A 26,564-nucleotide genomic window follows, 5' to 3' on the forward strand; every position below is an offset into this window, starting at 1 on the left:
CCCCATCTACTCGATTATTAATTAAGGATTATAGATCTGTTTACAACTTCATAGTCGGATAAGCTATCTATTTCATACCAACCTCTTCGAATCGGCACGGCATGAACCGGTATATCTCTGTTAATCAATTCTTGTACCAGATCGGTCATATAAGCATTAGGGAAAGCCCTTCCCCAGCCAATCAAATCAGTTGAATCGCGGGCTTTCTCGTGCGTGGACAGTAAAAATTTGCACCCGTCTCCGGAAAATTTGAGTAGACCGATGTACTGTGCCATTACTTCGTCGGGATGGGGATTACTTTTTCCAATACTGATCAATCGATATTCCTTGTCATAGATGAGACTCTCCGCGTCTTCGAATGGATTTGCGAAACGTTCTGAGTAGTATCTTTTCCATTCCATATCGACTGCTATCGCGATATCGCGAGGACTAGATAGTAGCGTTTCTAACACCTGATCATCATATAGGATGTCCCCATACGAAATAATAACATCGTCTCCGCCGAGCAATTGATCCCTGGCGCAAAAGAGAGAGTATGCCATGTTCGTGGATGCATAACTTTCATTGCTTTTAACATTAAAGGAGTAGTTACTCTTGACCGATTCACCGCAATATCCGGTCACCACGGTGACGTCATAAATTCCATACTTGTGAAACCGTGCTATTTGTCGATCGAGAAGCGTTTGACCATGCAGCTCAACCATGGCTTTAGGGCGATCTGCGGTCAGCGGTCGTAACCTCTTGCCTTGACCGGCTGCTAATATGATAGCCTTCATGATAGGCCCTCCTTATTTAGGAAAACGAAGGATCGTATGAATCAATTCAATATCCAATTTCGAATACGGCTTATTGCGCTCAGGATGCCACATGACGCCCAGCATGGGGTAATCCCGATGAACGAAAGCTTCTATGGTATGATCCCCGACATGATAACCAATGGGTTGCAGACATTCGGGGAGATGACTGCCGATGCAGTAGTTGTGATAGGAATTCACGACATTGCTTTTCCACTCCATTGGATCTGCATCATTAGGGAGATTAAGTTTGATCTCATGCGAGGCTGCGACATGCCCGCTTTTTCGTAACAACTGACCGCCGAAATAGGCGTAAATAAATTGCATGCCTCGACAGACTCCCAAGACCGGTATCTGTCCAGAGCATGCAACTTCCAGCAGAGCAGCTTCTGACTCGTCTCTGATCTTACTTAATGGTGAAGAGGTTTCCGAATGAAGTTGGCCATATTCGACATTATTGCCCCCGGAGAGTACGATTAAATCCGGCTTAACGTGCTTGATCCAATCAGATACGGACTTACCCGTATTAGGAATCGGAATGACAAGATCGAATCCGGCAGCTTTCAGGAAGCTATACCATTCATGGCTTAATGCGTCGCGAATCTCCCCATATAACGGATCCTGGATCACTCGTTGAGTTATTACTGCGATCATAATGCGGCCTCACATGGACGTACTCGTTTTTCTTGACAATTCAAGTCGATATACACGCTTCTTTGAAGTTCCTTAAACAACCATTCCCCGCAACCGATCGCTGCAGGTATTCCGAACTCCGAGCAACGTACAGCCATATGCGAGGCAACCCCCCCATATTTCGTGATGAGACCGGCGATTTGACGAGAAAACAACCAATCGTATCCAGGATCAGCGTTTTCGATCATGACTATTTTTCCTTTCAGATCTAAATCGTTCGAAGCAACGGAGTGTTGGAGCAATACCGATTCGGCTACGATTCGGCGGCTTGAGCTAAAGTTGGGATTCGACTGAATCATTCGAATGACTTCAAGGTCTTCGGTATTCATGATTAGATCGGGAACGACTAATTGAGCATGTCCCGTATAAATAAATTTTTGTTCGTCTATCAAGTATCTACACTGATCCACAAAGCTGTCCGACAACGGTTCCTGCTCCCACCGAAGCAAATGTTCAATCGGAAGGAAGGCCATCTCGTCAACGGTAAAGCCATGATACTTCCCAAATTCACCGATATATTTTAAAGCAAGGCTAATGTTTTTAGTAAACTCGAACTTAATTTTCTCCCGCAGCATAATACTTCTAGATATGAAATCTAGCAATTTATGCACGGAAACATTAAAGCCTTCGGAAGAGAGAAGAGACTGTATAGCACTCAACTGCTCGGCTCTGAATTGGAACGAGCGGGATTGTTGTTCCTTCCGGATCTCGGTTGCCGATGCGGAAAAGTAGATTTCTGGACGCTCGTCATATCTAGGTGCCGTAATATCATAAGTGCCCGGCCGGAGATGACCATATCTGCGGCACATCTCCTCTAAGGATAATTCCCCCTTGGAGTACGAGTGCATATCCATTGTATACTCACTTGCGACGGTTTCTATCGAAATTAGAAATTGATGCAGCTCATCTTCCGACAGTACGCCTGTACTGACCAGCGAGCGTAAAATTTGAGTGCCGATGAACGCGCACCGAGCTATCGAAGCAAAGGGAACCGTGCCATAAACCATACTATCCTTCAGTAATACATCGATGGCCGTGAGCAACGTCGTGGGAAGAGCATCCGCTGTTTCCCAGGCCCTACGTCTAGTTTGAAGGTAATCGACTTGTTCCAGTAAACCATTTATTAACTTATCGCTATCGTCAATCAGGTTCTGGGTCAATTGCAGAAGACAGGAACGCAGTGCATGAATTTCTTCGTTGAAGAAGCCGTGCTGCTTGAGAAGTGCTTCTACTTCAGAAAACTTGAAATCCAAACAGGAATGGACGATAAAGAACTCTACTTTGTCATGGTAGTGAGGGTGCTCGAATAGCCTCTGTATATAATAGTTAACAAGTTTTTCCGATAATTCGGGAGATAAGCCCATAGGCAATAATGAATTGAAGCTCGACCGGACGTCTACATAAGGCCGGCCCGCAATTTGCACCATTAAACCATAGGATTCGGGAGTTTGATACCCTAGTACAGAGCGACCCTTCCGCCATGCCGAATCCATTATGACATGATTATAAAGCGAGTATGCCAACGGTTTGGGACGAGTGCCGATAATCTCCGCGGGATTCCAATCCGGCATCTGTCCTAAAATCGTGTGTTCTCCGAACATCCCTGGTTTGCGCTGCCTTCTATATTCAGCGAACGCCTGGATCTCTGAAATTTGTTTTTTTGTTTTTTGATCCATCAAGCCATGATGCCGTATTACATTCGATACAAGAGGGCGAACTTGAAAGATAAAGACTTCATCGTTCGAATTCAATGCGAATTCAATATCAAGCGAATCGCAGTTGCAAACAGACTCGAGCTCACGTACGGCTTCAATTAAGTTACTCCACCATTGGTTCTTGGGGGAGGCATGCTTGTACACGAGAACATGCTTCTGAGTGTTGTAAGCCCCGCTCGTTACAGAATCCGTTAATGATGAAACATCGTCGTAATTAATGACATAATAGGGGGCGAACGTCTCCAATGTTCGAGTGAACAGAACGCCGCTGCACTTTACATCAGGCAACATGGGCTGTACGAGAATTTCAAAATCCTGATAATCCGTTGTAAATTCTTTATAGGAAGCAACTACCGCATTAATGGCAAGTTTTATGTCTGATGGGCGAGGTTCGACGTTTAATATGCTTTCGAATTGCCCAGCCAGAGATGATTCGAAAGAATCTTCGCATAAAGAACTGCTTCTTATCGCCAGCAACGAGACTTCAAATTTTGCGATGACATGTTCAATCCAGTAGGAGTGGTTCTGCTCCCACTGGCTAACAGTAAAGTATACGGCTTGTAATATATTTGATTTATTGATTATCGGCCGAAGCTGAACTAAATTTTGCGCTTTTGTTTTGAACGTAAAAGAGGTCATGGCAAGTTGCCTCCCTATCTCATTGCGTCGATAATATTGCGAAATGTTTCAGGAGGGGATGAATGATGTAGAAAGTTTCTCCTGCGGTGGCACTTTGCGTACTAAACTCAAAATGGCCAGTGTCTACAAATTCCTTCAAAACCTCTACAAGTAATGAAGCACGAATGAACGGATCAAGTATATAGTCTAAATTAGGCAAAGGGTGCTTTAGTTCAAACCATTTGGTTTTAAGCACAGGTCCGCAATCGATTTTTTCTTCCAAAAAAATGGCGGAGGCTCCGATACGACCCTCATTAAGCAGACTATAATATACCGTTGTACTGCCTCGGTATTCAGGTACGACTCCTGGATGAATATGAAGGAAACGTTTGCCGAGTTCAAGAACAGGCTTCTTCAATATTTGTCCACCGAAACCGGAATAAACGATATATGGAGATGGAGCTTCAGCTAATGCCTTCTTCGATTCTTCCGAATTGACGGAATCGGTTTCAATGAGAGTATACGGTATCCCGTATTCATTCAAAGTAAATAAGACCGGCTCTTCAAGCTGAAAGTATTCGATCGACTTTTGGTTAAGTGATTCACAACGGGTTTCGTAGGAGATAAACTCTTGGCGCAAACTTTCGGGAGAAGGGCTCATGATTAACGCATATGAAGGAATGAGACCGTTTCGCGCCATTAGTTGCAAGTAAGCTTTCGTTCTAGCGGTATTCGCTCCAAGCAATATAAAATCGTTTAGTATCTTCATACGCCTAATCCCTTTGCGGTTTGGAGTTGCATAACGGTTTGCTTCTCAATAGCGAGAACGATCAACATGATTTCGATTTCTCTATTCGAAAGCTCGGCCTCGAATGAGAGGATCGTGTCGACTAGTTTTAACAACGTGTTTAGGTATTTTAATCCTCCACCATCATGTAACTTCAATGCTATGGCAGATGCTAACCTAACATATGGGCCGGAGTCTTTATAATCGCTTGTATCCAAGGGTCTATAGTCGATGTCGTACGCGCTGTACACTCGTTTGCGGATTTCAAAGCTGTGGATCCATTTGTCCAACACGTCTGAATTGTCGTTAGTAACATCATATCCGATTTCGAAGAGAAATGGATTGACGAGAGCGACATTGGGCTCATCTGTAGAGGAAGCCTCTACTTTGTCTTGGAAGCGTCTGAACGCTAGATCACGAGATTCCTTATATGCCTGGATAAAAGGGAAACCATGGAACGTCGAGTACATATAAAATTGTTTGTTTTCCCGATTATCTTCCGTAACGTAAGGATAAAGGTGCTCATACATATTTTTTGTTCCTCAACCACTGCCATAATTGTTCCATGCATTCATCTGGGGTATTTTTCGAAGTATGTAATACCACATCCGGAGAAGAGGGGACTTCGAATATTTCATCCACGCCGATAACGTGCTTCATTTCTCCGCGTAAAGCTTTCTTATACAGTCCTTTGGTATCTCTATCAATACATACCTCAAGGGAGCATTCGACGTATACTTCTACGTAATCCTCTATTTCTTGACGATAATTGTTGCGCATTTCCTGATAAGGAGATATGGCGGCGATTACAACGGAAACGCCATTCCGATTGAGCATTTTTGCAGTGAATCGAAGAATTTTGCTTACCTTCAGCCGTTCTTCCCTCGAATAACCGAAAAGATGACCGATTTCATCCCGGACGACATCTCCGTCCAGAACTTCGACCCGATGGCCATTCATGTTCAACTGCTCTGCAACGGCTTGAGCCGTAGTACTTTTCCCAGCACCGCTAAGTCCTGTCAACAACATCGTAAATGCTCTACTCAATGGGGCCACCTCTTATTTTTTTCTTGGTTTTAAATAGCTAAAATCGGCTGTTATTTTGCTGCGTAAATCCTGCAGAATATGCTGATGTTGAGGATCACAAACAAGATTAGTCGTTTCATCGGGCAATTGAAACAACAGTTCATCGCTGTTCTCGAACAGGACGTATTTGTGAGTATGGTTTCGGACCATTTTGAATGCGTTTATCCACACACCCAAGTTCTTTACGACAACCGGATAAAGGAGCCAACCCGTATTATAAATCGTATCTCTTTCGGTAATTACTTCCGCTGTGAATAGGGAATCGTCTACTTTGCCGCTTTCCAATAAACTAGTCAACATTGAATCAAACTCAGTCATGCTTAATAGTTCATCATGGGTCTCTGGAATTAAATCTTTGTGGTTAACGATAAATGGAACATGAATATATTCATCCTTGCATTTCATCAGATGACCTGTGGGTTCGTCTCCGCCAATCGCGCTCCCGTGATCGCTACACACGATTACCATTGAATTGTCTGGAAGCTTGGAGCGAATATCTTTGATTTTTCCATCTATGAAAGATAAGACTTCTTTATACTGGGAGAGGCTTTCTCGATGCAGCTCGCCATTGCCCTTCAAGTAATCCACTGGAGTGTACCTGGTATTTATCGTCCCTTTGTGTTGTGCGCAAATAAAGGGGAAATGCGTTTCCATTACATGGATAAGATGAAATTGAGGAGCGTCAGAGTCGTGTAGATGACACATCACATTCCACCAACTGATAGAAATAACGGATTGTTTCCCCAACTTCAAATGATTTAAGCGTCTAACGTTTTCAAAGACGGGAGCAGCATATTGAAAAAGCAGGTAATCCCTTTTTTCCAACCACTGAAATATGGAAGATTTCGAACCGTCAACGTGTCCGGTGAAAAACTCATCTCTCGCCAGATCCTGTCCATTGAACATTCCCAGGTAACTTCTCTTGGTATAAGTTGAAGGACTATATGCACTGCGAAAGGAAATAGATCGGGTTGCCAGTTCATACAGAGAAGGGCACATTGCTAAATCCCGCTGCCGCATCCCATCAAAAACCAATAAGACGATGTCTTTAGTTGCGCGTTGACGGATCGCTTCATTCGCATTTATCAACAATTGCTCTATCTCATTGTTTAATTGAGCGACACGGTTTGCATCCGAGAATCCTTTTTCGATATAACGGTGGGAGAAAGTTGCAAACTGATCCAATTCTTTGATGTCTAGTAAATAGGATAAAAGCATTCTGTATAAAGTTTCCACAATTCCGTCATCTTCTTCGAGTTCAATCCGAGCACGAAGCAGATGAATGTCTAAACAGGGAATATAGATTTCTTCCGAATAGAATGGAATCACTTCGCCACTCGATATGATTCCAGTATAGATGTCATAAAAATCAACGATTTTTACCATTGGGTACTGTGACTTTAATGTCGCTTTTATTTCGTCTCGATGACGTATTGTTGATACAATGACCGTGGTTATATTTTCGCTGTCTATGGCTTCCGGTTGTTTTACGGGAATGCTCATTAATTCCGTTCCATGCTTTGAAGAGTCTGAATCTACGATGAAGGATATCGGAACTTTACCACCAAGAAACTCCACAAGATTAACGGTATGTACTCCGGCACCCCAAATCGCTACCTTATCGGTTGATTGGATACGGCTCCCCGTCGTTCTAATATGCCATCTCATGAAAGATGGTACATCGGTAAATAATTCATACTTAGTTCGGATTTGATCGAATTGTTCCTGTAAGGAGAAAGGTTGGGGATTCTGTAACATTTCATCTTGAACCAATATCAACTTTCCTCTCGTTAGCATCTTTGAATATATATATCGGTAAATTCTCTTGCCAAAACGAGAGCAAAATTTCTTCCATATCCTAAATTAACACTAATCGAGATCGAACACTTTCACACTCGTTGACAGTAATTCATAGCAACATCCTACTTTACGGGAGGGGGGCATTGTCTAGGTGTACTTTCCCCCGTTCAAACGACTTCAGAAAAAACTAAATACACCAAAACGCCAACGATGACACCGCTTACAAAAAATCATTGACACCAAACTTTCCCTGATGTTATATTCGGATTGTGGAACAGGCCGCATAGCCTATGTCTAACGTCATTTGAAGATGAAGGGAATGTTTAGTAGATGCAAGGAAAAGTTAAATGGTTTAACGCAGAGAAGGGTTATGGCTTCATCGAAACAGAGCAAGGCGGCGATGTATTCGTTCACTTCTCCGCTATTCAAATGGACGGTTACAAGGCTCTTGAAGAAGGCCAAAGCGTAGAGTTCGACATCGTTCAAGGCGCTCGCGGTCCTCAAGCTGCTAACGTTACCAAAGTATAATTGACCGGCGCGAAGACGCCGCATATAAATAATGTAAGCGTCTAATAGGTAACTTCCATTGCCAGTCACTCAACCTCGGAGACATTCTCCGGGGTTTTGTTGTATTCTAGAGGATAGACTCACATGCGAGCAAAGGGGAACGCAATTATGATCTCGTTAGCAATGATCGTCAAGAACGAAGAGAAATACTTGGACAGATGCCTCAAAAGCGCCGCGCATATGGTAGATGAGATCATCGTCGTGGATACGGGCTCGACGGATCGTACCGTAGAGATCGCAGAGCAATACGATGCGAAATTATATCGCTTCGAATGGATCGACGACTTCGCCGCTGCCCGCAACTATTCGTTAGAGCATGTAACCGGAGACTGGGTGCTCGTACTCGATGCCGATCAGTATTTCCAAGAGGATTTCTCCGAATCGATTAAGCAATTCACGAATTCGAATGCGAAACGCGCCGGCCTAATCGAAATCATTTCAAAATACGAGCAGAATGGCCAGACGCTCCACTCTACCGATTATATGGCTCGGCTGTTTCCTCGCGGCGCGAGATTCGAAGGACGCATTCATGAACAATTGACGCCGCTGATGCCTACGGTCGTAACCGGATTGAAATTGATGCACGACGGTTATTTTCAGACGGACAAGGGAACTCGCAACATCCCGTTACTGCTGAAAGCTTTAGAAGAAGAACCCGATGACGCTTATTTGAATTTCCAACTCGGCAAACAATACCGCGGAGCGGACGAATATAACCTTGCGCAGCATTATACGGAGAAGGCCTATGGGTTATTGCAAGGCTCCAATCCTCCTTTCGCTTTAGAGACGATCATCGAATTACTCGAAGTGCTTACGGTTAACAAACAATACGAAGCGGCGCTCGAGCTCGCAAGCAACGAAGTCGAGTGGCTGGATAAATCCCCCGACTTCGCCTTCTCCGTCGCGCAGTTCCTGCTGGAATACGCCATCGACGCGCAAGATTTCTCGGTCGTCGGCAATATCGAGAACAGCTATCTGAAATGTTTGGAGCTTGGCCGAGCGGGAGCGAAAGAGATCGTTATCGGCGCTTCTACCTATCTAGCCGCCTATAATCTTGCCGTGTTCTACGAGTCGATCGGGAACGATGCCAATGCTAAGGAGTACTATGCGTTGTCGGACTCCTACGGCTACGAGCCTGCGAAAGAAAGACTGCAAAAATACACGTCCTAATGGCTCGTCTAAAAGTTTTCTAAAAATTCAAATTTATTTGCGGAATGTTTTGAATGGGCTCCTCCGAATATGTTATGATAGAGCTGTAATCAGCAAAGGAGGCCTGCCGCATGAAATACAACATTCGTGGTCAGCGTATGGAAGTTACCGATGCTCTTCGTGATTATGTCGAGAAGAAGCTAAGTAGGCTGGAACGGTACTTTGAAGCCCCTCCCCAATCTGATGTTAACGTAACCCTAAGCGTAACGAAGGGCCAGCAGGCCGTCGAGGTTACGATTCCGCTGCCGGGATTCTACCTCCGCGCGGAAGAGAAACGCGAGGACATGTATGCTTCGATTGACTACGTAGTGGACAAACTCGAACGTCAGATCCGCAAGCATAAGACGAAGATCAATCGCAACTTCCGGCATCCGGACTCGGCCAGAGCGCTCTTCAAGGAAGATTTCGGCGGCGGACAGAGCACTGTGTCTACGCTTGATCGCGACGAAGAAGACGATCTGGAGCTCGTGCGGACGAAGAAGTTCAATATGAAGCCGATGAACGTCGAAGAAGCGATTCTTCAGATGGACCTGGTGGGCCATAACTTCTTCGTATTCACCAACGATGTGACGAAGGAGATCAGCGTCGTGTACCGTCGCCATGACGGTAAGTACGGCTTGATCGAAGCCGAATAACATAACGCATCTATTCAACCCGGTCGCCGAGAAGGCGATCGGGTTTTCGCTATAAGAAGGGAAATAGCCCCTTTAACCGCCCTTTCCTTGCTCCATTTTCGCCAAACTGTTAAAATGAGAAGATGTTGTATTACCCGCAGGAGAGAGGGGTATTTCCCATATGCTCGGATTAGTCAAAAAAATATTCGGCGACGCCAACGAACGCGAAGTGAAGCGGCTGCTTAAAATCGTGGACCAGGTCAACGCACTGGAATCGACGGTTTCCGCCCTTAGCGACGAGGGCTTGCGCGCCAAGACGGATGAGTTCCGCGCACGCTTAGAGAAAGGCGAGACGCTCGACGACATCTTGCCGGAAGCTTTCGCGGTCGTACGCGAAGCGGGCCAACGCACGCTGAACAAACGCCATTACGACGTTCAACTGGTCGGCGGCATGGTGTTGCACAGCGGCAAAATCGCCGAGATGAGAACCGGCGAAGGCAAGACGCTGGTCGGTACGCTGGCCGTCTACCTGAACGCGCTCGAAGGCAAAGGCGTTCACGTCGTAACGGTCAACGACTATCTCGCGCAGCGCGATAGTGCGGAAATGGGACAAGTCTATACATTCCTGGGCATGACCGTCGGTTGCAACCTTCATGGGCTGTCCCACGAAGAGAAGCAGCAGGCGTATGCTTGCGATATTACGTACGGCACGAACAACGAGTTCGGGTTCGATTACCTGCGCGATAATATGGTGCTCTACAAGGAGCAGATGGTACAACGTCCGCTCCATTACGCGATCATCGACGAAGTCGACTCCATTCTCGTCGACGAAGCGCGTACGCCGCTTATCATCTCGGGTCAAGCGCAGAAGTCGACGGAGCTGTACTATGCCGCGGATCGTCTGGTCAGCAAATTGACACCGGACGAAGATTTCACCGTCGATATTAAGATGCGCAGCGTAGCCTTGACCGAACAAGGCGTAACGAAGGTCGAGCGCGCGTTTAACATCGACAACCTGTACGCTCACGAGCACGTAACTTTGAACCACCACGTTAACCAAGCGCTTCGCGCCCGCAATATCATGAAGCGCGACGTCGATTACGTCGTGCAAGAGGAAGAAGTCGTTATCGTCGACGAATTTACCGGCCGTCTTATGGCTGGCAGACGGTATAGCGACGGTCTTCACCAAGCGATCGAAGCGAAGGAGCAGCTCAAAGTCCAGAACGAGAGCATGACGCTCGCTACGATAACGTTCCAGAACTACTTCCGGATGTACCGCAAGCTGGCCGGCATGACCGGTACGGCGAAAACCGAGGAAGAAGAATTCAAGCGGATTTACGGGCTTGACGTTATTCAAGTGCCGACGAACCGTCCGAATATCCGTCTGGACTTGCCGGACATCGTCTATAAATCCGAGAACGGCAAGTACAAATGGGTCGTCGAAGAGATCGTGAGACGCCATGCGACGGGACAACCGGTTCTCGTCGGTACGGTGTCGATCGAGAACTCCGAGCGCATCTCGGAAATGCTGAAGAAGAAAGGCGTCAAGCACCAAGTGCTGAACGCCAAGTACCATGCGGAAGAAGCCGCGATCATCTCGCAAGCGGGACAACGCGGGACCGTAACGATCGCCACGAACATGGCGGGACGCGGTACCGACATCATCCTCGGAGAAGGCGTAGCGGATTTGGGCGGTTTGCACATCATGGGCACGGAGCGCCATGAATCGCGGCGGATCGATAACCAGCTTCGCGGTCGCGCGGGCCGTCAGGGCGACCCGGGTTCTTCGCAGTTCTATCTGTCGATGCAAGACGAATTGATGCGCCGGTTCGGCGCGGACAATATCATGGGAATGATGGAGCGCCTTGGCTTCGACGAGGATTCTCCGATCGAGAGCCGTCTCATCACGCGCGCGGTCGAGTCCGCCCAGAAGCGGGTCGAAGGCAGCAACTTCGATGCCCGTCGGATCGTTCTGCAATACGATGACGTGATCAACCTGCAACGGGAGAAAATTTACGGAGATCGCCGCGAAATTCTCCATGCCGAGAACATCCGCGATATCGTCGAACCGATGGTTCGTTCCGTAGTCAACCGTTCCGTGGATAACCATTGTTCGGACAACGACGTTCCTGAGGATTGGGATTTGGAAGGCTTGGTCTCTTATGCTCATACCCACTACCTGCCAGAGGGCCGTCTGACCAAAGACGATCTATGGGGCAAGGAGAAGGAAGAGCTCGTCGAGAATCTCATGGGACTCGTGGAGAATCTCTACAACGAACGCGAAGAGACGATCGGCGCCGAGACGATGCGCGAATTCGAGAAGGTCGTCGTGCTGCGCGCCGTGGACAGCAAGTGGATGGACCACATCGACGCGATGGATCACTTGCGTCAAGGCATCCATCTCCGTGCTTACGGCGGCAACGATCCGCTGCGCGAATATCAATTCGAAGGACACAACATGTTCCTCGGCATGATCGAGCGGATCGAAGAAGAGGTTACGCTCTACATCATGAAGGCGCAAGTCGAGAAGAAACCGCAGCGCGAAGCGGTCGCGGAAGGCCAAGCGGTCGATCCGAAAGCCGAAGAAGGGCCGAAGAGACCGGTCAAGAGAGACGAAGCGCAGATCGGACGCAACGATCCGTGCCCATGCGGAAGCGGCAAGAAATACAAAATGTGCCACGGCCGCATAAACTAACGGAACAGCGCCGCAAGGCGTTCTAGACTTCATGAGGTGATATTGCGATGTACGAAATCGATGTGAAGGATAAGCAAGATCTTCGCGAGAACGCGAAGCGACTTCAGCAACTTAGGGGGTCTCTTTGACTTAGATCTGAAGCGGGAGCAGATCGAGAACTACGAAGTCAAGATGGCCGAACCGAATTTCTGGGACGACAACGACAAGGCGCAGTCGATCATCGGCGAGCTTAACGCGATCAAGTCCGTCGTCGAGCAGTACGAGAGCTTGGAGCGGGAAGCGCGGGATTTGTCCGAGATGCTCGATATGCTGACGGAAGAGATGGACGAAGACATGGCGGTCGAGTGGGCGGGCAGCGTCGCCGCGCTCACGACCAAGATCGACTCGTTCGAGCTGACGCTCCTCCTCAACCAGCCGTACGACAAGCTGGACGCGATTCTCGAGCTTCACCCGGGCGCAGGCGGCACCGAGTCCCAGGACTGGGCGTCCATGCTGTACCGGATGTATACCCGTTGGGCGGAGAAGCGCGGTTTCAAAGTCGAACTGATCGACTACTTGCCCGGCGACGAAGCCGGGATCAAGAGCGTTACGATTCAGATTAGAGGCCATAACGCCTACGGATATTTGAAAGCGGAGAAAGGCGTGCATCGACTCGTGCGCATCTCTCCGTTCGACGCTTCGGGGCGCCGCCATACGTCGTTCGTATCTTGCGACGTCGTACCGGAGATCAACGAGGACATTCATATCGAGATCCGTCCAGAAGATTTGCGCGTCGACACGTACCGCTCCAGCGGCGCGGGCGGACAGCACATTAACAAGACGGACTCCGCCGTTCGGCTGACGCACCTCCCGACGGGAATCGTCGTCGCGTCCCAGACGCAGCGCTCGCAGATTCAGAACCGCGAGAAAGCGATGAAGATGCTCCAATCGAAGCTCTACGAGCTGAAGATCCAAGAGCAGCAGAAAGAGCTGGCCGCCGTGCGCGGCGAGCAGCTAGACATCGCGTGGGGCAGCCAAATCCGTTCCTACGTGTTCCACCCGTACAGCATGGTGAAGGATCACCGCACGCAGGTCGAGACCGGCAATATCGGCGCGGTCATGGACGGAGATCTGGACGCATTCATCGATGGATATTTGCGCAGTCAGATCAGACAGTCGGATGCTTAATCCATATAACGATAAGCAGGGAGCCCCGCGCGGGTCCCCTGCTTTTTTTATTCACTCGGGATGTGTCGCAGCCTGTCAAAAGCGTCGGCGTATTATGTTATAATGGGTCCTAATGGCGTTTCCATTCCATGGGATATCGTATACCCGGAGAGGAAGTACGGACGATGAACGATAATCACTTGTTGGAAGTTCAATCTCTGCTTCGCAAGAACGGCATATTGATCACCTTTTCCGGACGGCTGTCGCAACAGCTGATCGAGGAATACGGCGAGGCCGTTAAGACGTATTTGGAGAACGAACATCAATCCACCAAAGAAATCATCCATACGTTCTCCATCTACATCGAGCAAACCCAGAATATTAAGAACTATTGCGCCAATCGGCGAGAAGGCGCCGCTAAAGATCGAATCGCTCAATCGAGCGTCGTCTCGATCGGCATGAACGATAAAGGCAACTTTATATGCTCGGGCAACCTGGTCGAGAACGCGGACATCCCGGAGCTGACGTCTCGCATCGACGCAATCCTTCAATTAAACAAAGACGAACTGAAGAAGCTTTATAAAGAACGGCTTAGGCAAGGCTTGTCCGAGAACCCGGCGGAAGCCGGCGCGGGGGTCGGTCTCATCGACATGGCGCGCAAAGCGACGCTCCCGCTCGAATACACGGTGACTCCGCTGGACGAAAGCCTATCATTTTTCACGTTAAAGGCGGTTGTATAGGATGGGAACGATACAAGCGATCAACCTGGAGGCAACGAGGAGCACGCCCGAGATTCGATTCGATCCTGCGGCGAACCGACTGTCGATCGACGGCCAATCGTATCCGGAGAACGCCTTTGCCTTCTATCAGCCGCTCTTGCAATGGATCGACGATTATTTCGAGCAACTTGCCCCGGGAATTGAAGTTTCCGTGGAGCTGCAGCTGCCTTACATCAACACGACGAGCACGAAATGTCTGTTGATGTTGCTGGATAAGCTGCAGGCTGCCTATGAAGACGGCTTGCGGGTTGCGGTTCGCTGGCTATACGACGAAGATAACGAGAGCGAGTTGGAGTGCGCGGAGGAGTTCAAGGAAGACTTAACGCTTCCGTTCCAGATTATCCCGAAGACGGCGGAACAATGAATCGTACCGGCGAACCGCAAGGGCGGCTGAAGTACGACAGAAGCGTATTCCGGGTAATCGTATTGGCGGGCGTGCTTCTCGTGTTCGCGACGAGCATTACCGGCATTCTCTCGTTCCGGATCACGCAGAATGAAGTGATGAACAAGCTGAAGACGAACGATCTCGTCCGCACCGCGAAATCGATCGGCAGCCAAGTCGAAGCCAGAATCGACCGCGCCGTCGAGACGTCTCTCGGGCTCGCGATGGATCCGTCCGTCACCGAGTGGCTTAGCGGCGGAGAGAAGGACGAGAAGCTCGGCGATATCGTCAGGATGCAACTCGTCAATTTGCAGCATTCGTTCGATTATACAAACTCGTTCGTCGTCAGTGCGGTGACCAACCAATACTGGGCGGAAAACGGCGAAGTGCTCGAACGCGTCAACCAAGACGATCCGGACGATCAGTGGTTTTTCGATACGCTTGCTTCGGGCAAACGTACGGCAGTCGTCGTAGATTCGAACAAAAGCCGTCAGGATACATTCGTGTTCGTCAACGTGCTGATCGGCGATCCGAACGATCCTCTTGGGGTAGCCGGCGTCGGCATGAGCCTCAAGGCGTTGTCCGAGGAGTTCGTGGCCTATAAATACGGCCAACAAAGCCACGTGTGGATGGTCGGCTCGGACGGCACGATTCATCTGTCCGATACGTTCGCCCAGACGGGGGCGAAGATCGGGGACTATTTGCCGGAAAAGACGGTTTCTAGGCTGCAGGACGCGATGCCGGGCGAGCGGCTCATTCTGGAAACCGACAATAACGAAGGCCGGCGCGTCGATATGATCAGTTATCCGCTCCGTTCGGCGGAGATGCGGGTGATCGCCCAGATTCCCCGCAACGAGACGGTCGGATTCCTCGATTCGATTAAGCTGAATACCGCGATCGCCGTCATCGTCTCCATCGTTCTGATCGTCTTCTTCTTCATCTACATCTCTCGCAAGCTCGCCGATCCGTATAAGCGCGCCATCAGCTTGAACGAGGAGTTGGAGAGCAAAGTACGGGCGAGGACGAAGGAACTGGCGGAACGCAACAAAGAGATGACCGACAGCATCCTATACGCGAATCGGATTCAGCAGTCCGTGCTTCCTGCGGATGAGAGGCTGGAGAGCAGCTTCAGCGAATATTTCGCGGTATGGAAGCCTCGGGACGTCGTGGGCGGCGATTTCTATTGGCTGAGGAAAGTCGGCGACGTTCAGTGGGTGGCGGTAGGCGACTGTACCGGGCATGGCGTGCCCGGCGCGCTCATGACGATGCTGAGCGTCTCGCTGCTGGACAGGATCGCCGATTCGGGGGAGCACGATTCACCGGCCGCGGTGCTGGGCAAGCTGAACGTGCTGCTCAAGGAAACGCTGCATCAGATGGAACAAGACGGATTATCGGATGACGGCCTGGATCTTGGCTTGATGTTCATCATGGACGATCGCGCCGTATACGCCGGCACGGGAGTCACGCTGGCGGTCGGCGACGAGAGCGGCATGCATAGCATTAAAGGCGACAAGCGCAAAATCGGCTACCGTCGCACGCCGGTCGATATCGCGTATACCGATCATGTTTTCGAAGCGGATGCCGGACGGGTATTTTATCTCATAACGGACGGCATCGTGGATCAGAACGGCGCGGGCAGCACCGCATCGCTCGGCCGGACGCGATTGCTGGATTGGCTGGCACGGCAACGTACGGCCCCGCTCGCCGTGCAACGGGAGCAGTTCGAACTTACGCTGTCCGCCTATATGCAAGAAGAGTCCCAGAGGGACGACATGACGCTGCTCGCATTCAAACCTAACGTATAACGACAAACTAAGAGGCGGTGACGCATGGGAACGCGGAGAAGGGAGCTCGAGATGTTCGCCGAAGAGCGGCAATTGATAGGAGCCGTTCGCCAAGAGCTCGAAGCAGACGATCAAATGGGCGATGCTCGCAAAGCCACCTATGCGGCGCTATTGAGCCGTTACGAGAAGTTCCTGCTCGAGACGAATAAAATATGGAACATCAGCGACTCGCAAAGCCTTGCGCTCATGCGCATGGAAACCGAGCTGAAATCGATGCTCGACAACGCGAGCCAGGGGTTCTTGACGATCGATCGCTCCTTGAAGGTACAGAAGCAATCCAGCGCGGAATGCAAACGGATTCTAGGCCGCAAAATATCCGGACAGAAGATCGGAGAGCTGTTGTGGCCGGACGACCCGGTGCAGCGAATGGACGCGGAGAATGTGCTCACCCTGATGCTCGACGAGACGGCCGATGCCGATGCGCTCGCGGCAAGGCTTCCGGGAACGTTCGAGAAGAACGGATTGCTCGTGCGCATCGAATATAAAAGATTCGTAAGACGCAGCGGCGACGACGCGCGGATCATGATCATACTGACGGACATGACGGAGCAGCGGCAATCCCGAGAACGGCTCGAGTATTACAGCACCCACGATATGCTGACGGGCTTGTACAACCGGAATTTCATCGAACGGTTAGTGAAAGACCGCCTCCAACCGATCGACGCGCCTCTCAGCTTGGTGATGACGGATATGAACGGGCTGAAGCTCGTGAACGACGTGTTCGGCCATTTTCGCGGGGACGAGCTGCTCATTCGCAGCGCGGCGCTGTTGCGCGAAGCGTTCGGCAACGGGGCGGTGTGCGCGAGATGGGGCGGAGACGAGTTTCTCGTCCTGCTGCCGGGGACCGACGCCAAGAGCTGCGCCGAGAAAGTGAGAGCGCTCGGCGCAGCATGCGACGCCACGGAGCCCGATCCGATCAAGATTAGCATGGCGGTCGGCACCGCGACGGCCGCAACCGCTGCGCAGGATTACGAGCAATTGTTCCGGCAAGCGGAGAAAGAGATGTATAAGAAGAAGCTGGTCGAGAGCCGCAGCGTTCGTCGCAAGCTGATCGAGGACATCTCGGAGACGATGTACTCGCAGGGCGTCGAGGACCCCGCGCACATCGGGCGTTTAACGACGATGGCGGTGGAGCTGGCGGAACGGCTCGGCGTCGCCCGCAACTCGGCGCAGATGAACCTGCTGCTCCTGCTCATCAAGCTTCATGACGTCGGCAAGATGGCCATTCCGCACGAAGTGTTCCAGCACGATAAGAACATGACGCCGCAGCAATGGGAGATCATGCGGACGCACAGCGAGATCGGTTATCGGCTGGCCTTCTCGCTCGGCGAACCGGCGTTGGCGGAGGCGATCTTGTCCATGCACGAGCGATGGGACGGCAAAGGCTATCCTTACGGACTGCAGCAGGAGCAAATCCCGGAGATGTCCCGTCTGCTTGCGCTCGTGGACGCGTACGACGTCATGACGCACGGTCATTCTTACCGGAGGCCGCTCACGAAGGACGAGGCGATTAGCGAGATTATCGACAAGAGCGGCACGCAATTCGACCCGCTCGTCGTCGAAGTGTTCGTCAGTTGGATCGACAAGTCCGAGTAGCTACGCGGTAGAATAGGCTCTCTTATGCGAAAGATCTGCTGGCAATCGCGGCAGATCTTTCATATTTTGTACGACAAGGGTACAAGCTGTACATGACAACACGAGGAGGTGCGCAGAAGGAAGCATGGCTCAACCTATATCCCGCGCAGACGGGGGCAACCGCCGCAGCCGCAAGACGACGCCGGCGATTCGGACGATCCTGAGCTATTCGGCTCTTCTTATCGGTTCCTTTTTAATCGCGCTTAGTTTTAACCTGTTTTTATTACCTAATAAAATCGCTTCGGGCGGCGTGTCCGGTATTTCGGTCATCATCAACGATCTATTCGATATTCCTCCGGCATACGCGCAATGGACGCTCAACATCCCGTTATTCCTCGCGGGCATTCTCGTGCTTGGAAGGCAATTCGGCGCGAAGACGGCGGTCGGTTCCGTGCTGCTGCCGTTATTCGTCCTGCTCACTTCCCATTGGGAGCCTCCCACCCACGAGCCGCTGCTCGGCGCCGTGTATGGGGGGCTCGGAGTCGGACTTGGCCTAGGGCTCGTCTTTCGCGGCCGGGGCTCGACGGGAGGACTCGACGTGGCGGCGCAAATCCTGCATCGGTTAACGGGTATTCGGCTCGGGCTTTCGGTCGCCGTGTTGGACGGACTGGTTATCGCGTCGGCGGGATTATTCATCTCTCTGGAAAACGCGCTGTATGCGCTGATCGGTCTATTCGTAACGAGCAAGACGATCGATTTCGTGCAGACCGGCGTCCAGACCTCCAAAGCCGCGTTCATCATCTCGAGGCAACCGCAGCTCGTGTCCGATGCGATCTTGAACGACCTGGACCGCGGTCTTACGAGGCTGCAGGGCGTCGGAGGTTATACGGGGGAGGATCGGCCGGTGCTTCTCGTCGTCGTCGGTCAGAACGAAGTGACGCGGTTGAAGCTGCTCGTGCGCGATGCCGATCCCGATGCGTTCGTCATTATTAGCAACGCGGCAGAGGTGCTGGGCGAAGGGTTCTATGACGAGAAGCTGCTATAGCGCGTGTCCGTGAAAATAAGTTGTGAAAAATGATGCATAAATGTTGTATAAATAATACTCCGAGTGTATAATAATTCATCATCAGACCTTGAAAAACTCGCTTTCATTCCTGTCCTATATTCGGTACAATGAGTGTGGTTTTCTGCGAGCGCGACAAGGTTATCGGCCGGATCGGCACACTCGGCGACCTAACGAATATCTTTGATAGGCGGGGAGGCATCTCTATGAATACGAATCATATCCGCGCGGCCATCGTCGGCTCTACCGGCTACGGCGGCGTTGAACTTATCCGACTGCTACAATCTCATCCTTACGTGACAATCACTTCGGTTGTTTCGTCTTCCAGCGCGGGAACGTCGTTCGCGGACGCTTTTCCGCATTTGACGGCGATCCATACCGATCTGCTGGACGGCGTAGACGTAGAACTGATCCGCGGGAAAGCGGACGTCGTGTTCCTCGCTACGCCGCATGGCGTCAGCATGAAGCTCGCGCCGGAATTCCTGGCTGCGGGACTGAAGGTCATCGATCTTTCCGGCGACTATCGACTGAAAGACGGAGAGACGTACCGCCAGTGGTATAAACACGAGCCTGCCGTCGCGGCGGACGTCGAGCGCGCCGTCTACGGGCTGGCCGAAGTGTACGGAGAGCAAGTGAAGACGACGGATTTCGTATCGAATCCGGGCTGCTATACGACGACGTCGCTGCTCGGCCTTTATCCGGCGGTCAAGGCAGGCTGGATCGATCCGAACAGCATCATTATCGACGCGAAGTCGGGGGTATCCGGCGCGGGTCGCGGACTTAGCCTCGGCAATCATTATTCCGAAGTCAACGAGAACTTCAAAGCCTATAAAGTCAACTCTCACCAGCATACGCCGGAAATCGAGCAAGTCTTGTCCGAGGCGGCGGGCCGTCCCGTCGTCGTGACGTTCACGCCTCATCTCGTTCCGATGACGAGAGGCATTATGGCTACGACGTACGCGACGATGACGGAGAAGCGGAGCGCCGAGGCATTCGTCGAGCTTTATCGGCAATTCTACGAAGGGCGTAAATTCGTCCGCGTTCGTCCGGCGGGCCAACTTCCGGCGACGAAGGAAGTGTACGGCTCGAACTATTGCGATATCGGGTTCTCCGCAGATGAGCGTACGGGCCGAATCACCATCATCTCGGTGACCGACAATCTGGTCAAAGGCGCCGCGGGTCAGGCGATACAGAACCTGAACCTGACGATGGGCTGGGACGAAACGTTGGGATTGGCGTTCGCGCCGGTATATCCTTAATACACGGACGAGAGGGAAGACGGAACATAATGGGACAACAGCTGTTTACGATCGTGCAGGACGGCGGCGTTACGACGCCTAAAGGCTTTAAGGCGGCCGGCTTGCATTGCGGATTGAAGAAGACGGATCGCAACGATCTTGGCGTGATCGTGTGCGAAGTACCGGCGGCCGCAGCCGCCGTCTATACGACGAACTTGTTCCAGGCGGCTCCGCTGCAAGTGACGCGCGAGAGTCTGATCGCGGGCCGCACGCTGCGGGCGATGCTCGTCAACAGCGGCAACGCCAACGCATGCACCGGCGAGCAAGGAGAAGCCGACGCTAGAGAGATGCAATCGCGCATGGCGGAAGCGCTCGGCGTGAACAAGAACGAAGTGGCCGTCGCTTCGACCGGCGTCATCGGCGTTCTGCTGAACATGGAGAAGGTGAACGCGGGCATCGGGAAGCTGCCTTCGCAGCTTCGGGACGACGTTCAAGGCGCCGAAGAGTTCTGCAAAGCGATTCTGACGACCGACTTGGTCAAGAAGGTCAGTTGCGTATCGGTTACGATCGACGGACGGCAAGTTACGATCGCGGGCGCGGCCAAAGGCTCCGGCATGATCCACCCGAACATGGCGACGATGCTGGGCTTCGTGACGACGGACGCCGCTATCGGCTCCGAGCTTCTGCAACAAGCGCTTAGCGAAGTGACGAACCTCAGCTTTAATATGATTACGGTCGACGGCGACACGAGCACGAACGACATGCTCGTCGCGATGGCGAGCGGGCTGGCGGGCAACCGCGAGCTGACGGGCAACCATCCGGACTATGCGGCGTTTTTCGCGGGCTTGCGCCACGTGTGCCAAGAGCTGGCGAAGATGATCGCCCGGGACGGGGAAGGCGCGACGAAGCTGATCGAGACGAGCGTGATCGGGGCCGTAAGCGATGAAGCCGCACAGGCGATCGCGAAGACGATCATCGGCTCGAGCCTCGTGAAATCGGCCATTTACGGCGCGGACGCGAACTGGGGCCGCATCATTGCCGCGGTAGGCCGCGCGGGCCAGCCCGTGAACGTGAACACGGTGGATATCAGGCTGGGGGATATTCTCGTGCTGGAGCAATCGAGCCCGGTCGCGTTCGATGAAGATATCGCGTTGGAATACTTAAAGGGCGACACCATCAACATCCATGTGAACCTGAACATGGGCAGCGGGTCCGCCTTGGCATGGGGCTGCGATCTGACGTACGAATACGTGCGCATTAATGCCGCCTATCGTTCGTAAGAGGAGCGTGCAGTCAGACATGAGTACACAGAGATTCGTGATGAAATGCGGCGGCAGTACGCTCGCGGCGCTGCCGGACGCTTTTTTCCAAGATTTGCGCGAATTGCAGGAACGAGGCGTTCAGCCGGTCATCGTCCACGGCGGCGGCCCTGCGATTAACGAGACGCTCGGCAAGCTCGGCATCGAGAGCCGATTCGTGAACGGGCTTCGCGTGACCGACGAAGCGACGCTCGACGTCGTGGAGATGGTGCTGGCGGGAAGGATCAACAAGGAGATCGTGCGCAAGCTGGCGAAGAACGGCGCGCGAGCGATCGGACTATCCGGCACGGACGGCAATATGATCGATGCGAAACCGGTGGCGAACAGCGACGAGGTCGGATTGGTCGGCGACGTATCTGGCGTGAAGGCAGAGATTATCGAAGGCGTGATCTCTATGGGTTATATTCCTGTCGTGGCTCCGATCGGGATCGACGGCGCGAGCCAGCGCTACAACATTAACGCGGACACGGCGGCGGGAGCGGTCGCGTCGCATCTTGGCGTAGACACGATGATCGTCGTCACCGACGTGCCTGGCATTATGAGGACGGTTAACGGAGAGAAGGCCGTATTGCCGACGGTCACGTTCGCGGACATCGAAGAGATGATCGCCAGCGGCGAGATATACGGCGGCATGATTCCGAAAGTCCGCGCCGCGATGAGCTGCCTGCACGGCAACGTGAAAGAAGTGCTGATCGTGGACGGAGCGGCGGAGCGGGTACTGAGCCGGGCGGTTACGGAAGGACAAATCGGAACGCGGATCACACGCGGATAAGGAGAGATCGACATGAGCGAAAGCGCACTGTTCAATACGTACGCGAGCTATCCCATCACCTTGGTTAAGGGCAAAGGAAGCCGCGTATGGGACGACAAGGGCAAAGAGTACTTGGATTTCATGAGCGGTCTCGCGGTTGCGAACCTAGGCCATGCGCCGGATAGCGTTAAGGACGCTTTGGTCGCTCAGTTGGATCAGCTGTGGCACGTCTCCAATTTGTTCGGCAACCCGAACAAGGAGAAGGCGGCTAAGCTGCTCGTAGAGAACAGCTGCGCCGACGCCGTGTTCTTCTGCAACAGCGGCGCGGAAGCGAACGAAGCGGCGATCAAGCTCGCGCGCCGTTATCAACAGAAGGTCAAGGGCGTCGATCGCTACGAAGTGATTACGTTCAAGCAATCGTTCCACGGACGCACGCTCGCGACTTTGACCGCCACCGGCCAAGATAAAGTCAAAGAAGGATTCCAGCCGTTGCCGGAAGGATTCCGCTACGATATTCCGCTTCACGATATTCCTGCGCTCGAAGCGGCGATTAACGAGCATACGGCGGCAATCATGCTGGAGCTCGTGCAAGCGGAAGGCGGCGTCATTCCGGTCGACCCGCAATTCCTGCTCGACGTTCGCGCGCTGTGCGATCGCCACGGGCTGCTCCTGATCATCGACGAGATCCAGACCGGCATGGGCCGTACGGGCAAGCTCTTCGCTTATCAGCATTACGACGTCGAGCCGGATATTATCACGCTGGCCAAAGGCATCGCAAGCGGGTTGCCGGTCGGCGCGATGCTGGCGAAGGGCGACGTCGTTAACGGCTTCGTGCCGGGGGCGCACGCAACGACGTTCGGCGGCACGCCGCTTGCGATGGCCGCGGTTATCGCGACGATCGAGACGTTCCTGAAGGACAACGTCGTCGCTCGGGCCGAGGAAGCCGGCGAGTATTTGATCGCGCAGCTGCAAGAGAAGCTCGCGGGGGTGCCGATCGTCGATCAGATTCGCGGCAAAGGCCTGATCATCGGCATCCTCTGCAAGGAGCCGGTCGCGGAGCTCGTCTCCGAGCTTCATCGCCGCGGATTGCTGGTCGTCACGGCAGGCCCGAACGTCATTCGGTTGCTGCCTAGCTTGATCGTTACCCATGAAGAAATCGATACCGCGGTGAATCAGATCGCCGCCTTACTTACGGAACAGGCAGCGGTTAATTCCGTCAGCCCCTGAGGAAAAGAGGGACTTACGTTGAACACGACGTTGAATCACGAAGAGATCGCTCATCAGCTTAAAGGCAGAGACTTTCTCGGACTTACCGATTATTCGCCGGAAGAAATCCGGTATTTGCTCGACTTCGCGATCGAGCTGAAGCGCAAACGCAAAGCCGGAGAAGTGTATCAGCCGCTTCTCGGCAAGACGCTCGGCATGATTTTCGAGAAATCGTCCACGCGTACGCGCGTATCCTTCGAAGTCGGAATGTTCCAGCTCGGCGGCCATGCGCTGTTCTTGAGCAAGAACGATATCCAGATGGGCCGAGGCGAGACGATCCGCGATACCGCGCAGACGATGTCGCGTTACCTCGACGGCATCATCATCCGTACGTTCGGCCACCGCAACGTGATCGAATTGGCGCGCGGCGCGACGATCCCGGTCATCAACGCGCTGTCCGATCGCTCGCACCCTTGCCAAGCGCTCGCCGATTACCAGACGGTGCTCGAGATGAAGGGCCGTTTGGAAGGCTTGAAGATCGCCTACATCGGCGACGGCAACAACATGAGCCACTCGCTCATGATGGGTGCGGCTAAACTGGGCATGCACTTCTCCAGCGCTTCTCCGGAAGGCTACGATCCGGCCGCGGAAGTCGTCAAGAGCTCCCGCGACGTCGCTTCGCAGACCGGCGGCCGCGTTGACATCGTTCGCGATCCTCGCGAAGCGGTAGAAGGCGCCGACATCGTCTATACGGACGTATGGGCGAGCATGGGCTTCGAGGAAGAGCAGAAGGAACGCGAGAGAGCGTTCGGCAGCTTCCAGGTCAACGAGGAGCTGGTAGCGTCGGCGAAGTCCGATTACCTGTTCATGCACTGCCTGCCCGCCCATCGCGGCGAAGAGGTCAGCGAGGGCGTGATCGACGGCAAACACTCCGTTATTTTCGACGAGGCGGAAAACCGGCTGCACGCGCAGAAGGCGATCATGGCCGCGATTATGTAAGGCGTGCCGCGAGCGCTCGTCGTTTACACGGGCGCCCCTTAGCGGAAATAACAACGGATTGATAGTTATTTCTGTGATTAATGACTAATTGGGTGAAATAACAGCCTATCGACAGTTGTTTCTCGCAATGATGTTCGGCAAGCGCAGATTAAGGGAAAATAACGGCATATCGTCGTTATTTTCGACAGATGCAATTGGAAGACCAGAAATAACTGCGAATGGTTGTTATTTAGGCTGGCGACTCGTTCGTCGGCTGTGACGATAGGCTGAGCAGTAATTATTTTATCGATATGAAGGAGCTTTAACGATCCCATGGCTAAAGAAAAAATCGTATTGGCCTACTCCGGCGGTCTCGACACCTCGGTCATTCTCACGTGGCTGAAGGAAACGTACGACGCCGAAATCATCACCTTCACCGCGGATATCGGCCAGAAGGAAGAACTGGACGGTCTCGAGGAGAAAGCGATCAAGACCGGCGCGTCCAAAGTATACATCGACGACCTGCGCGCGGAATTCGCCAAGGACTTCATCTATCCGATGTTCCAAGCCGGCGCTCTCTACGAAGGACAATACTTGCTCGGCACGTCGATCGCCCGCCCGCTTATCGCTAAGCGGATGGTGGAGATCGCGATCGCCGAAGGCGCAACCGCGATCGCGCACGGCGCGACGGGCAAAGGCAACGACCAGGTTCGGTTCGAGCTTACGGCCGCCGCTCTTACGCCGAACATCAAAGTCATCGCGCCATGGCGCGACGAGGCGTTCCGCGAAGCGTTCCCGGGACGCGCGGAAATGATCGCCTATGCCGAGAAGCACGGCATCAACGTGCAAGCTTCCGCGGCGAAGCCTTACTCGATGGACCGCAACCTGCTGCACATCAGCTTCGAGAGCGGCATGCTCGAGGACCCATGGTTCGACTCCAGCGCGGACGACGTGCAAGACATGTACGTGCTGAGCGTCTCCCCGGAGAAAGCGCCGGACCAAGCGGAATACGTAGAGCTCGACTTCGAAGCCGGCAATTGCGTTGCCGTTAACGGCGTCAAGCTTAGCCCGCTGGAAATCATGGAGAAGCTGAACGAGCTGGGCGGCAAGCACGGCATCGGACGCGTCGACATGGTGGAGAACCGCTTCGTCGGCATGAAGAGCCGCGGCGTGTACGAAACGCCGGGCGGCAGCATTCTTTTCACCGCTCACCGCAAGATCGAATCCCTCACGATGGACCGCGAAGTGATGCACCTTCGCGACTCCCTCATATCGAAATATAGCTCGCTCGTGTACAACGGCTTCTGGTTCGCGCCTGAGCGACTTGCCATCCAAGCGCTCGTGAACGAAAGCCAGAAGAACGTATCCGGCACCGTACGCCTTAAGCTGTACAAAGGCAACATCATGGCCGCCGGCCTGAAAAGCCCTGTCAGCTTGTACAATCCGCACATCGCCACGATGGAAGCGGACCCTACGCAAGCGTACGATCAAGGCGATGCCACCGGCTTCATCCGCTTGAACGCGCTGCGCTTGAAGGTATCTTCCGGCGTGAACGGCGCTTCGGGCATTAATGGATAAGCACCACCAGAAAGGGAGAAGGGCCGCGAGGCCTGCCGAACCATCCTCCGCGGGCAGCGGGGCAATGCGGGAGGCACCTTCGCGGGACCGGCTCCCCTTTTGCCGTTTAACGGCTAAGGACGGCGAC

The 26,564-nt window shown here is 52.7% G+C and carries 23 protein-coding genes; 16 read left to right on the top strand and 7 right to left on the bottom strand.

Annotated elements, in window-relative coordinates:
* Positions 1-17 precede the first annotated feature (17 nt).
* From COHPA_RS0116435 to COHPA_RS0116465, 7 genes are read right to left on the bottom strand one after another with little or no spacing between them, the layout of a single operon-like run.
* Complete coding sequence (locus tag COHPA_RS0116435) at positions 18-776, bottom strand: phosphocholine cytidylyltransferase family protein (protein ID WP_027087257.1); 759 nt, start codon at positions 774-776, stop codon at positions 18-20.
* A gap of 12 nt (positions 777-788) precedes the next feature.
* The gene (locus COHPA_RS0116440) at positions 789-1,448 is read right to left on the bottom strand and encodes a gamma-glutamyl-gamma-aminobutyrate hydrolase family protein (RefSeq protein WP_027087258.1); all 660 of its coding nucleotides are present in this window, start codon (positions 1,446-1,448) and stop codon (positions 789-791) included.
* Positions 1,445-3,841: a PEP/pyruvate-binding domain-containing protein gene (locus COHPA_RS0116445; RefSeq protein ID WP_027087259.1), complete on the bottom strand. Its 2,397-nt coding sequence runs from the start codon at positions 3,839-3,841 to the stop codon at positions 1,445-1,447. Before COHPA_RS0116445 ends, COHPA_RS0116440 begins: the two co-directional genes overlap by 4 nt.
* 19 nt (positions 3,842-3,860) lie before the next feature.
* Complete coding sequence (locus COHPA_RS23675; RefSeq protein WP_027087260.1) at positions 3,861-4,589, bottom strand: formyltransferase family protein; 729 nt, start codon at positions 4,587-4,589, stop codon at positions 3,861-3,863.
* Positions 4,586-5,137, bottom strand: a complete 552-nt coding sequence (locus COHPA_RS0116455) for a hypothetical protein (protein ID WP_027087261.1) — start codon at positions 5,135-5,137, stop codon at positions 4,586-4,588. The genes COHPA_RS23675 and COHPA_RS0116455 overlap by 4 nt, the downstream gene beginning before the upstream one ends.
* On the bottom strand, positions 5,130-5,654 hold the full coding sequence (cysC, locus tag COHPA_RS0116460; RefSeq protein WP_027087262.1) for an adenylyl-sulfate kinase: 525 nt from the start codon (positions 5,652-5,654) through the stop codon (positions 5,130-5,132). Before cysC ends, COHPA_RS0116455 begins: the two co-directional genes overlap by 8 nt.
* A gap of 12 nt (positions 5,655-5,666) precedes the next feature.
* Positions 5,667-7,466 (bottom strand): sulfatase-like hydrolase/transferase, encoded by a 1,800-nt coding sequence (locus COHPA_RS0116465; RefSeq protein ID WP_027087263.1) that lies wholly within the window; start codon positions 7,464-7,466, stop codon positions 5,667-5,669.
* A 357-nt stretch (positions 7,467-7,823) separates the two neighbouring features.
* On the opposite strand from COHPA_RS0116465, the gene COHPA_RS0116470 reads away from it, so the two are divergent.
* The 16 genes from COHPA_RS0116470 (at position 7,824) to COHPA_RS0116550 (ending at position 26,437) form a co-directional block, all read left to right on the top strand.
* Positions 7,824-8,021, top strand: a complete 198-nt coding sequence (locus COHPA_RS0116470; RefSeq protein WP_027087264.1) for a cold shock domain-containing protein — start codon at positions 7,824-7,826, stop codon at positions 8,019-8,021.
* A 147-nt stretch (positions 8,022-8,168) separates the two neighbouring features.
* Positions 8,169-9,230 (top strand): glycosyltransferase family 2 protein, encoded by a 1,062-nt coding sequence (locus COHPA_RS0116475; protein ID WP_027087265.1) that lies wholly within the window; start codon positions 8,169-8,171, stop codon positions 9,228-9,230.
* Between the two features lie 110 nt (positions 9,231-9,340).
* Positions 9,341-9,904, top strand: a complete 564-nt coding sequence (gene hpf, locus COHPA_RS0116480; RefSeq protein WP_027087266.1) for a ribosome hibernation-promoting factor, HPF/YfiA family — start codon at positions 9,341-9,343, stop codon at positions 9,902-9,904.
* Positions 9,905-10,064: 160 nt separating this feature from the next.
* Positions 10,065-12,578, top strand: coding sequence for a preprotein translocase subunit SecA (gene secA, locus COHPA_RS0116485; RefSeq protein ID WP_027087267.1), 2,514 nt, complete (start codon positions 10,065-10,067; stop codon positions 12,576-12,578).
* 47 nt (positions 12,579-12,625) lie between these two features.
* Positions 12,626-13,745 (top strand): peptide chain release factor 2 gene (prfB, locus tag COHPA_RS0116495; RefSeq protein WP_245590305.1). Its coding sequence is split into 2 segments (ribosomal slippage): positions 12,626-12,703 and positions 12,705-13,745, totalling 1,119 coding nucleotides; the frame shifts between segments, so codons are not numbered across the junction.
* A gap of 164 nt (positions 13,746-13,909) precedes the next feature.
* Positions 13,910-14,464 carry a SiaB family protein kinase gene (locus COHPA_RS0116500; protein ID WP_027087269.1) on the top strand — a complete coding sequence of 185 codons (555 nt, stop codon included), beginning with the start codon at positions 13,910-13,912 and terminating at the stop codon, positions 14,462-14,464.
* A gap of 1 nt (position 14,465) precedes the next feature.
* Positions 14,466-14,867 (top strand): DUF1987 domain-containing protein, encoded by a 402-nt coding sequence (locus COHPA_RS0116505; RefSeq protein ID WP_027087270.1) that lies wholly within the window; start codon positions 14,466-14,468, stop codon positions 14,865-14,867.
* Positions 14,864-16,690: a SpoIIE family protein phosphatase gene (locus COHPA_RS0116510; RefSeq protein ID WP_027087271.1), complete on the top strand. Its 1,827-nt coding sequence runs from the start codon at positions 14,864-14,866 to the stop codon at positions 16,688-16,690. Before COHPA_RS0116505 ends, COHPA_RS0116510 begins: the two co-directional genes overlap by 4 nt.
* Positions 16,691-16,714: 24 nt before the next feature.
* On the top strand, positions 16,715-18,325 hold the full coding sequence (locus COHPA_RS0116515; protein WP_027087272.1) for a diguanylate cyclase domain-containing protein: 1,611 nt from the start codon (positions 16,715-16,717) through the stop codon (positions 18,323-18,325).
* 124 nt (positions 18,326-18,449) lie between these two features.
* Positions 18,450-19,349 carry a YitT family protein gene (locus COHPA_RS0116520; RefSeq protein ID WP_027087273.1) on the top strand — a complete coding sequence of 300 codons (900 nt, stop codon included), beginning with the start codon at positions 18,450-18,452 and terminating at the stop codon, positions 19,347-19,349.
* A 224-nt stretch (positions 19,350-19,573) separates the two neighbouring features.
* A complete protein-coding gene (gene argC, locus COHPA_RS0116525) occupies positions 19,574-20,626 on the top strand; it encodes an N-acetyl-gamma-glutamyl-phosphate reductase (RefSeq protein WP_027087274.1) in 1,053 nt (350 codons plus the stop codon).
* Positions 20,627-20,655: 29 nt separating this feature from the next.
* The gene (gene argJ / locus COHPA_RS0116530) at positions 20,656-21,885 is read left to right on the top strand and encodes a bifunctional glutamate N-acetyltransferase/amino-acid acetyltransferase ArgJ (protein ID WP_027087275.1); all 1,230 of its coding nucleotides are present in this window, start codon (positions 20,656-20,658) and stop codon (positions 21,883-21,885) included.
* Between the two features lie 19 nt (positions 21,886-21,904).
* A complete protein-coding gene (argB, locus tag COHPA_RS0116535; protein WP_035119587.1) occupies positions 21,905-22,696 on the top strand; it encodes an acetylglutamate kinase in 792 nt (263 codons plus the stop codon).
* A 12-nt stretch (positions 22,697-22,708) separates the two neighbouring features.
* The gene (locus COHPA_RS0116540; RefSeq protein ID WP_027087277.1) at positions 22,709-23,902 is read left to right on the top strand and encodes an acetylornithine transaminase; all 1,194 of its coding nucleotides are present in this window, start codon (positions 22,709-22,711) and stop codon (positions 23,900-23,902) included.
* An 18-nt stretch (positions 23,903-23,920) separates the two neighbouring features.
* On the top strand, positions 23,921-24,880 hold the full coding sequence (gene argF, locus COHPA_RS0116545) for an ornithine carbamoyltransferase (protein WP_027087278.1): 960 nt from the start codon (positions 23,921-23,923) through the stop codon (positions 24,878-24,880).
* A gap of 312 nt (positions 24,881-25,192) precedes the next feature.
* On the top strand, positions 25,193-26,437 hold the full coding sequence (locus tag COHPA_RS0116550) for an argininosuccinate synthase (protein ID WP_027087279.1): 1,245 nt from the start codon (positions 25,193-25,195) through the stop codon (positions 26,435-26,437).
* Positions 26,438-26,564 lie beyond the last annotated feature (127 nt).

It is taken from the genome of Cohnella panacarvi Gsoil 349 (assembly GCF_000515335.1).
Classification (GTDB): domain Bacteria; phylum Bacillota; class Bacilli; order Paenibacillales; family Paenibacillaceae; genus Cohnella; species Cohnella panacarvi.